Here is a 6,096-nt window from a genome sequence, read left to right as displayed (position 1 = left end):
CCGTGAGCCGGCGCTGGCCGGTGAGCAGGGTGCTCAGTCGGGCGCTCAGTGTCGCCTCGTCCCGCACCCCGGACTCGTACGGCTCCAGGAAGCTGGTGTCCGCGCTCAGTACGTAGCCCCGTACGCCCGTCTCCTGGTCGACCAGCGAGGTCTCCAGCTGGAAGGCGGTGGAACGGGCGGGCTGGATGCGGTCGGTGAGCAGGTCGGTGCGGTCGTCGGCACGGGACTGGAGGACTCCGCCGGACACCGCGAAGACGATCACCAGCAGGACGTTGACGGCCAGTACGAGGTGGATCCAGCCCTGCACGGTCAGCCGGGCGATCCTGCCGGGCCGGCGGGCCGCGGCGCCGTCCACGGGCTCGGAGGACCCTGGTATACGGGTCACGACCCGCCGTCCGTCGTCAGGTGCAGGACCGCCACGTCGTCGGCGAGACCTCCGTGGAACGTGCTCTGCGCCGACACGTCCTCGACCACCGCGTCGACGAACGGACGTCCGTGCAGGTCCATGTGTTTCCTCGCCACCGCGAGCAGTCCTTCCTCGCCCAGCCGCCGGTCCGGGCCCACGACGCCCTCGAAGAGACCGTCGGTGAACAGCGTCACCGCGCTGATGTCGTGTGCGGGCAGCTCGGTCTCCGGGCAGTGCGCGCCGCCCGGGACCAGGCCCAGCGCGGGTCCCACCGGAGGTTCGAACAGGTCGATGCCCCGGGAGGTGCGGACCAGCAGCCCCGGGTGTCCGGCGCGGATCACGGTCAGCCGGCTGTGGTCCCTGGACAGTCGCAGGATGGTGAGGGTGGCGAAGATGTAGTCCTCGGCGCGCTCGGCCTCGAGGATCTCCTCCAGGAGACGGACCTGCGCCTGGCCGACGCATCCGGAGAGCACGGCGGTCCGCCAGGCCACCCGCAGGCAGACGCCGAGGGCCGCCTCGGCCGCGCCGTGGCCGGAGACGTCCCCGATCACCGCGTGTATCGTGCCGTCCTCGCTCTCGACGACGTCGAAGAAGTCGCCGCCCAGCAGCGCGTGGTCGCGTCCCGGGCTGTAGCGGGAGGCGACCTGGCAGCGGTCGCCGCGCAGCAGCGGTGTGGGCAGCAGTCCGCGCTCGAGGCGGGCGTTCTCCTGGGCCAGCAGCCTGCTGGCCTGGAGTTCGGCGTTCGACCGCTCCACCTGCTTGCGCTGGAGGGCGTACCGGACAGCCCGGCTCAGCTCCTCCGCGTTCAGGCCGTCCTTGGACAGGAAGTCCTGGGCTCCCTCCGCCACCGCGGCGAGACCCGCCTCGTTCTCGGCGAGTCCGGTGAGCACCACCACGGCCGCGTCCGGCGAGGCGTCCCGCACCAGCCGCACCGCGCTCAGTCCGTGCGTGTCGGGCAGGTGCAGATCCAGCAGCACGCACACCGCGTTCTTCGAGGCCCGCAGGAACGCCCGCGCCTCGGCCAGGGACTTGCACCAGGTGACGTCCATCGGCAGACCGCTGTCGGCCAGTACCTCGCGCACCAGCAGCGCGTCACCGGCGTCGTCCTCGACGAGCAGCAGCGCCGCGGTGGCGTCCAGGCCCCAGCGGGGGTCGGAACTCACCTGGCGCGGTACCGCGGTACGTTCACCGGTCCGCGGCAGGCTCTCCGCCACGTTCGTCCCCCTCGAGTGACCGACGCCGACCGTCGACTGTGGCGAGCCTACTCGTATTCCGCCCCGGTCCATGCCCGGGACGGACTGCCCGACGGCCCCGCCACCCCCTGCCGTGCCGTCCCGCCCGGTCCGTTCCCGCCACGCGGGCGCCCTGGTCAACGGCGCAGGTCGAGCTGTGCCTTGACGCACTTGCCGACCGGAACGCGCCCGACGGTCACCTCCGTCGCCAGCGCGTGGACGATCTCCAGTCCGTGCCGCCCGATGCGCTGCGGATCCCGCGGGTAGCGCCGGGGCAGGGTGGCGCTGCTGTCGTAGACCGCGACGGTCACGAAGACGTCGGTCCCCTCCAGCTCCAGGATGTAGGGCCCGTGGCTGTGCCGGTCCGCGTTGGTGACCAGTTCGCTCACGACCAGCAGGAGGTCGCCGTCGGCCCGCGCGTCGATCTCGGCACACCACTCCGACCGGAGCTGTTCGAGGAACAGCTCCGCGAAGGCGCGTGCGTCGGCGATGCACCCCGGCTCGCCGGTGTAGTGCGCCGCCCGCCGAAGCGGGTCCACGGGCACGTCGAAGCCAGGCGGTATCACTGCTCCGTCCAAGTGCTCGATCATGTGGTTCTCTCTCGGATGCCGATACGTCCGCAGACCGCGCGTCCGGACGCCGCTGCTCAGGAGCGCATACCCAGTGACGCCCTCCACATTCACCCCGATGTCCACTCGGCTCGCACCGGGCCCGTAGCCGGCGCCGCGAGCCGCCCTCACCCCCTTCGGCACACGATCCCCACACCGTACCGGTGTCATCCCGGCGCGGAGGGGCAGAGCCACCAGTCCGGGGGCCCGACGGGTCACCGAATCTCCGGTATGAGCAGAGGGTGCGGACGGATGGACGGACAGACCCCGGAAGGACGGGACGGCGCACCGCCCGGGGGACCGGACGACGGTCCCCTCCCGGAGACGGACGGGGACGGAAGCTCTTGTCGCGGACCGGACAGCAACGGGGGTTGCGTCGGGGAGCACGACGAGGAAGACGAGGAAAACGGCGGGATGACTCCGCGGGGACCGGACGAGGGCTTCCGTCCGGGACCGGACGACCGGCCCCGGCGAGTGCCGGCGGCGGACCTCGCGCTTCCTCGGGTACGGGACGACGTGCTGCTCCGCGCGGCGGACCAGCTGGCGGCCGTGGCCGAGATCCTGGTCTCCGTGTCGGCCCGCACGGCGGTCGCCGTCGACAGCCGGCTGTCGCCGCCGCTGCTGCGCGCGCTGACCCTGGTCGGTACGTCGCCCGGTCTGAGCCCCGCCGCGCTCGCCGAGCGGGCACGGATCAGCCGCTCCCGGGCGAGCCGCGTGTGCGACACCCTGGAGGGGGCGGGGCTGCTGGCCCGCGCGCCACTCGCCGCGGACCGCAGGCGTGTCGGCCTGAGCCTGACGCGGCACGGCCGTTCGGTGCTCGACCGCGTACGCGAGCAGCGCGGTGTCTGGATCAGGGACGCGCTGCTGCGGATGCCGGACGCCGACCTGAACGGTCTGCTGACCGCGTTGCGCTCGCTCGGCCCGTCGATCGCCCACGGACCTCGGGCCCTTCCCGCGCCGTCCGACCGGTCCCTGTGACCCGCCCTCAGACCGCATTTTCCTCCAGCGCCTCCGCCACCGTGCGGAAGACGCGCACGATGTCGGAAACTCCGGTCAGGCCCAGCACCCGTTCGAGGGGAGGGGTGAGCGCGGCGAGTCTGAGCCGGGGCCCGAGGACACCGTAGGCCCGCAGGACGACGTTGATCGTGGTCGAGTCCGCGAAGGTCAGCTCGGCCAGGTCCAGGACCACCGGCCCCTCCGGGGACCGTGCCGCCGCGTCGAGGGCCGCGCCGAGGCTTTCCACGTTGTCGAGATCGGCTTCACCGGCCACCGCGATCACGGTTGCCGCACCGGCCTCGCGCGTGGACAGCGAAAGGGCCGCCTGACCTGGACTCCGGCCTGAATGCACAGCGATCCTTCGGGATGTCGTCGGAACGTACGGGTATAGAGGGATACGCGCACGGGGCGGTACACCGCGGCGCCGCGAGGGAGCCGCGCCAGGTCCCACCGTATCCGATCGTTGTCATTTGACAACAATTGCTGTCAGGCAACAATCTGGTCCCCCTGCGACCCCGAGTCAGGCGTCCCGGGGCTGGTTGTCGCGGTGGAGGGACCTCTCATGGAGCTAACCGGTACGCAAGGGCACCTAACCGGTACCGGTCGCGCGCCCCGGCTCCCGGCCGGAGCCGCCGCCCCGCTCGTCGAGCTGCTCCAGCGCGGTCGCCCGGAACGCCTCGAGCCCCTCGGTGAGCCGGGCGACGTCCGCCGACGTCATCTGCTCCAGGACGGCCCGCACCTCGCGCGCGCGGTGGTCGCGGAGTTCGCGCAGCACCTGCTCCCCGAGCGGGCTCAGCGCGACCTCGACCTCACGCCGGCTGGTCGTGCTGGGCGCCCTGCGGATCAGCCCGACGGCTTCCATCCGGTCGCACAGACGGCTGACCGAGGAGGGACGCGAGGCCAGGGCGTCGCCGAGCGAGCGAAGATTCATCGAACCGCCCTGCTCGATCACGATCAGGGCCCGTAGCTGCGAGGGCGGCACCGGGCCGGACGGCGCGGCCTCCTGCCCTCGGCCCCACAGAAGTTCGAGAAGTTCCGCGACGGCGTCCAGCGTTTGCGCGGCATCGTCTCGGGACACGGGTGGACGGATCGAGCGCGGCACCGAACCACCTTGTCATCTCCTGAAGGGCTTCGCCAGCCATGACGGCCCACCCGGCCGGTCTCCTCACACGGCCCTCCTGACCGACCACACCACCCGCACCCGAACCGCACACGAACCGCACGAGAAAGCCACCACGACCGTGACCTCTGTGAACGACGTCGACCGAGCCCTGCGCGCGACCCCTCCGCACGCGCTGCTCGACACCCTGCGCACTCTCCTGACGGACGTCTGGGGAGCGACCGGCGCCGATCTGCTCATGGCGGACTACGGACTGACCGTGCTCCAGCCGGTCGGGGCACCCGGGGACCCCTCGCGTTCCGTCCCCCTGCACAACAGTGCCGAGGGCCGGGCGTTCGGCAGCCAGGAACCGCACGCGGAACACCCCCGGCACAGGGAGTACGTACGTCTCCACCTGCCGGTCACCGCCCGCGGCGAGCGCCTCGGCGTGCTCACGGTGCGGCTGCCGCCGGGGGCCGGGGGCGTCGGGGTGACCGACGAGCTCGCTCAGGTGGCCGAGCTGCTGGGCCACGAGATCGTCGTGGCCGAACGCGACACCGACGTCTACCGGTTGGCACGCCGGGTCGGCCGGCTGACCCTGGCCGCCGAGATGCAGTGGGAGCTCCTCCCCGGCCGGGCCAGCGCCCGTGAGGAGTTCTCCATCGGCGCGCAGCTGGAGCCCGCGTACGCGGTGCGCGGGGACAACTTCGACTGGTCCTCGGACGCGGACCGGCTCTCGCTGTCGATCCTCAACGGCATGGGGGACGGCATCAACGCCTCCCTGCTGACCCAGCTGGCCGTCGGCGCCCTGCGCAACGCCCGACGCGCCGACCTCCCGGTCGCCGACCAGGCCAGGCTCGCCGACCAGGCGATCTACGCCCAGCACCATGGCGACCAGCACGTCTCGGCGCTGCTCCTGTCGTTCGACCTGGCCACCGGCCGGGTGCTCGCGGTGGACGCCGGCTCGCCCCGGCTGTGGCGCAGACGGGGGACGGCCGTCGAACGGATCGAACTCGAGGCACAGCTGCCGCTCGGCATGTTCGAGGAGTCCGACTACCTGCCGCAGGAGTTCGCCGTCCTGCCCGGTGACCGGCTCCTGGTGGTCAGTGACGGTGTCTACGACGCCCTGTCCCCGCTCGGAGAGGCCTTCGGGGAGCGGGCGCTGGCCCGGGCGGTGGCCGCCACGGCCCTGCTGCCCGCGGCCGATGTGCCGCGAGCCGTCCTCGATGAGCTGGCCGGCTACCGCGTCACCGAGCCGCTGGACGACGCGTTGATCGTCTGCCTGGACTGGGCCGGCAGGCGGCGCCGCGAGGAGAGCGGGCCGCGGACCGGCTGAGCGGGGTCGGCCCCGCGGGCGGCGGTGCGCGACCCGTCCGGGACGGCATCCCCGGACGGGGCCTTGTCCGGTGGTCCCGGGGAACCCGGACGGAGCCGAATCCGGTCGAACGCGGCCGGGCCTGGAAGTCCGGAGGTGGACGATGGTCTGGTGGATGTGGCCGGTCGTCGTGGTCGCGGCCCTTGCGCTGCTGGGCGCGACGATGGTCTGGGTGCAGACGAGCAGGCGGTCGGGGACCGTCATCGCCGTACAGCGCGGGCGGCGGTTCGGGAAGCGGGACGTGCGATGAGCGAGCTGACCGCCGCGCGCGGCCTGGGCGGACGACCGGTGGTCACCCTCGGGGGTGACGTGGTCGCACAGATCAAGGACACCGTTTTCGACGGACCGGCGGGACGTGTCACCGGTTTCACGCTCAGTGG

Annotated in this window: 9 protein-coding genes; 4 read left to right on the top strand and 5 right to left on the bottom strand. The window is 72.5% G+C overall.

Annotated features, from left to right (window positions below; translation table 11 throughout):
* From ABZV34_RS36590 to ABZV34_RS36580, 3 genes are all read right to left on the bottom strand, one after another.
* The coding region (locus ABZV34_RS36590; protein WP_356286743.1) for a CHASE3 domain-containing protein at positions 1-385 on the bottom strand (385 nt) is incomplete at its 3' end.
* Positions 382-1,569, bottom strand: a complete 1,188-nt coding sequence (locus ABZV34_RS36585; RefSeq protein WP_356286749.1) for a fused response regulator/phosphatase — start codon at positions 1,567-1,569, stop codon at positions 382-384. The genes ABZV34_RS36590 and ABZV34_RS36585, both read right to left, overlap by 4 nt.
* Before the next feature lie 206 nt (positions 1,570-1,775).
* On the bottom strand, positions 1,776-2,228 hold the full coding sequence (locus ABZV34_RS36580) for an ATP-binding protein (RefSeq protein ID WP_168526188.1): 453 nt from the start codon (positions 2,226-2,228) through the stop codon (positions 1,776-1,778).
* A gap of 432 nt (positions 2,229-2,660) precedes the next feature.
* Between ABZV34_RS36580 and ABZV34_RS36575 the strand changes: the two genes are divergently transcribed.
* Positions 2,661-3,224 carry a MarR family transcriptional regulator gene (locus ABZV34_RS36575; protein ID WP_356286740.1) on the top strand — a complete coding sequence of 188 codons (564 nt, stop codon included), beginning with the start codon at positions 2,661-2,663 and terminating at the stop codon, positions 3,222-3,224.
* Between the two features lie 7 nt (positions 3,225-3,231).
* Here ABZV34_RS36575 and ABZV34_RS36570 read toward each other — a convergent pair whose 3' ends face one another.
* Together ABZV34_RS36570 and ABZV34_RS36565 are read right to left on the bottom strand one after the other, a co-directional pair.
* Positions 3,232-3,594, bottom strand: a complete 363-nt coding sequence (locus ABZV34_RS36570) for an STAS domain-containing protein (RefSeq protein ID WP_356286737.1) — start codon at positions 3,592-3,594, stop codon at positions 3,232-3,234.
* A gap of 237 nt (positions 3,595-3,831) precedes the next feature.
* The gene (locus tag ABZV34_RS36565; protein ID WP_356286734.1) at positions 3,832-4,320 is read right to left on the bottom strand and encodes a MarR family transcriptional regulator; all 489 of its coding nucleotides are present in this window, start codon (positions 4,318-4,320) and stop codon (positions 3,832-3,834) included.
* 172 nt (positions 4,321-4,492) lie between these two features.
* On the opposite strand from ABZV34_RS36565, the gene ABZV34_RS36560 reads away from it, so the two are divergent.
* The 3 genes from ABZV34_RS36560 to ABZV34_RS36550 all read left to right on the top strand — a co-directional run.
* On the top strand, positions 4,493-5,677 hold the full coding sequence (locus ABZV34_RS36560; protein WP_356286731.1) for a PP2C family protein-serine/threonine phosphatase: 1,185 nt from the start codon (positions 4,493-4,495) through the stop codon (positions 5,675-5,677).
* A gap of 142 nt (positions 5,678-5,819) precedes the next feature.
* The gene (locus ABZV34_RS36555; protein WP_356286728.1) at positions 5,820-5,966 is read left to right on the top strand and encodes a hypothetical protein; all 147 of its coding nucleotides are present in this window, start codon (positions 5,820-5,822) and stop codon (positions 5,964-5,966) included.
* Positions 5,963-6,096: PRC-barrel domain-containing protein (locus tag ABZV34_RS36550; protein ID WP_356286746.1), on the top strand; the 134-nt coding region annotated here is incomplete at its 3' end. The genes ABZV34_RS36555 and ABZV34_RS36550, both read left to right, overlap by 4 nt.

The organism is Streptomyces sp. NPDC005195 (genome assembly GCF_040608315.1).
Taxonomy (GTDB): Bacteria; Actinomycetota; Actinomycetes; order Streptomycetales; family Streptomycetaceae; genus Streptomyces; species Streptomyces kaempferi.
This window is presented reverse-complemented; position numbering and strand designations above follow the sequence as displayed.

What these genes read in the sequence shown, in the direction of transcription:
- ABZV34_RS36580 (WP_168526188.1), bottom strand. Translation starts at nt 2,228, where the DNA reads ATGATCGAGCACTTGGACGGAGCAGTGATACCGCCTGGCTTCGACGTG.
- ABZV34_RS36575 (WP_356286740.1), top strand. Translation starts at nt 2,661, where the DNA reads ATGACTCCGCGGGGACCGGACGAGGGCTTCCGTCCGGGACCGGACGAC.
- ABZV34_RS36555 (WP_356286728.1), top strand. Translation starts at nt 5,820, where the DNA reads ATGGTCTGGTGGATGTGGCCGGTCGTCGTGGTCGCGGCCCTTGCGCTG.